This window comes from Treponema sp. R80B11-R83G3, from assembly GCF_054786115.1.
Genome location: NZ_BDHF01000163.1, coordinates 1 through 2173 on the forward strand (window position 1 = coordinate 1; position 2173 = coordinate 2173).

Sequence of the window (2173 nt, forward strand, 5' to 3'; positions counted from 1 at the left end):
CCACTCAATATTCACCATGAACCTCTATAATACATATTAATAAATATGTACAAAATTGTCAATATATTTTATTCCTAAAGTGACATAAAAAGGCACAGAACAGGTAGTTGTTATGTCTATTTTTTCAGTCTTTATTTATAGAAATTATTGTTTATTTTGACGTATATCTGACTTAATTTCATCAATTGTTTTGATTAAATTTTTTTCAATAATATTATCTATTGTATTTAACATGACATCATTATAGAAAAATTCTCTCTTATTTACGAAAAAATAAAAAACAGGAACATCGACAGAAAAAGCAAGTTTTTCCAATAAATCGGCAGAAATAAAATTTAACCCTCTTTCAATAGAACTCAAATGTTTGACAGATATTTCTACTTTTTCAGATAGCTGTTCCTGAGATAAACGCTTTGCTTTTCGATAAAATTTCAGGTTTTCCCCGAAAATTTTCTTTATATCCATAATGTCAATTTTAGATACAAATGTATGGTAGAAAACAAAGTTAAATGTGCAGAATTTGGTATGTTTTTTCAAAAATACACGTAAAACGTTAAATATTTCTTGATAAATAAACGTATATGGTGTATAAATAAGTAAAATATAGACCTTTGGGGTTTATTAGAAAATTTTGGAGGTTTAAAATGAAGAAAATTATTTTTATCTTACTTTTTCTTATGTCGGCATTTATTTATGCCCGAGAAGTACCTGCTAATAACCAAGGCATAGCCAATGCTTCACCTGGTGATCATATATTTAGGTCAAACGGTGAAAAAGTTGTTTTAACTCAAGTAGATATTGATTATGCTCGACAAAAATTAGGATTAACTGCAACGCAGAATTCTAATGGGGCAAGTACCGATTCTAATTCTACTGGAATAATAATAGTTATTTTACTTGTTGTTGTAGGAATAATTGTTGTTATTGGAGTTTGTGTTTCAAATATAATAAAAACAGTTGCAAAAAGTTCGGGGATGGATGAAGCATCTGCAAAGAAAATTGGAGCAAGCGCCGGAGTATTGGCAGGAACAGCGGCGGCTATAGCGGCTGCCGTATTACTTGGTAAAGGTGGAGGAATTAAACGTAACCCAAATGATATTACAATAACTCATAAACGAGGATGAGAAACTAGAAGGAGTTTATTATGTTAAGAAGAAATTTTATTAAAATCTTAAGTGTGACACTTGGACTGGTAATTGTTACAATGTTTTTTTCTTGTATGTCCACAGAAGAACGCGAAAAAATTAATCAATGGGAATTGGAAGGGAGAAACAAAAAAACAGGACTTTTTGATGAACCATATTCTGGGAAAAGTTTTCAAGAAAAAAAAGATATGGAAGAATTTATGACTACTGTTGATTATCAAAGAGCTTTTGAAAATTACCAAAGATTTTTGATTGCATATAATGAAAATCAACGAAAGATTGATGAACAAAACCGAATAATTGATGCTGAAAATATTGCAATTGATAGAAGAAATGCAGAAATAAACCGTAGAAATGCAGAAATTGACAGATCAATTACCGCATTTAAAAATTCAGCTCAAAGAGATTTTGAAAATTGGCAAATGACGCAACTTCGAAGATTTAATCTATATCCAGACCCTAATAAGGCACTTCTTAATTCTGGGAGCAGTGGTAGCGTTCATTTCGAAATGCAACCTATTAATAGAATGGGGTTAGTAACAGATGGGTTTATTGCAACTGGAAGGATAACAATCAATGAGCAAATTGTCTTTAATGATACACTTCGTATTCTTCCAACTAGTCCTTTTCCTGCAAAGCAACGAACTGAAACGCATGTAAGCAGAGTTCAAAATACAATGTTATATAATCCAAATACTACATATTGAATAAAATAGTAATATTTAAAATGTTATATATAATTGTTCACCTTGCATACCAATTGGTTTTGGTTAACGGAGGTATCCTATTTTAACGGGGCTGTCCAATAAGTTTGAATTTTACCACGAACCACACGAACCAACACGAACAACAACAAGATTTGGACTAAAAAAGTTCGTGTTTTTCGTGTGGTTCGTGGTAGAAATCTTTCTTATTGGACAGCCCCTATCAATTATTTAATTCCCTTCGTCGCTTTTCCCCAATCGCAAATTTCATTTCCATTCCACGAAAAATATTTTCCCGTTAGTGTATGAACGGGATTGGTCTCT

At 31.4% G+C, this 2173-nt stretch carries 3 protein-coding genes; 2 read left to right on the plus strand and 1 reads right to left on the minus strand.

What is annotated here, in order from left to right:
• Positions 1–144: 144 nt before the first annotated feature.
• A complete protein-coding gene (locus ACYVRH_RS12045) occupies positions 145–465 on the minus strand; it encodes a helix-turn-helix domain-containing protein (protein ID WP_461257151.1) in 321 nt (106 codons plus the stop codon).
• Between the two features lie 179 nt (positions 466–644).
• Here ACYVRH_RS12045 and ACYVRH_RS12050 point away from each other — a divergent pair, with 179 nt between their 5' ends.
• Positions 645–1124: a hypothetical protein gene (locus tag ACYVRH_RS12050; protein WP_461257152.1), complete on the plus strand. Its 480-nt coding sequence runs from the start codon at positions 645–647 to the stop codon at positions 1122–1124.
• A 20-nt stretch (positions 1125–1144) separates the two neighbouring features.
• The gene (locus ACYVRH_RS12055) at positions 1145–1852 is read left to right on the plus strand and encodes a hypothetical protein (protein WP_461257153.1); all 708 of its coding nucleotides are present in this window, start codon (positions 1145–1147) and stop codon (positions 1850–1852) included.
• Positions 1853–2173 lie beyond the last annotated feature (321 nt).

Bases quoted from the DNA above. Each gene is read 5' to 3' on its own strand.
- ACYVRH_RS12050 (WP_461257152.1), top strand. From the start codon at position 645: ATGAAGAAAATTATTTTTATCTTACTTTTTCTTATGTCGGCATTTATT.
- ACYVRH_RS12055 (WP_461257153.1), top strand. From the start codon at position 1,145: ATGTTAAGAAGAAATTTTATTAAAATCTTAAGTGTGACACTTGGACTG.
- ACYVRH_RS12045 (WP_461257151.1), bottom strand. From the start codon at position 465: ATGGATATAAAGAAAATTTTCGGGGAAAACCTGAAATTTTATCGAAAA.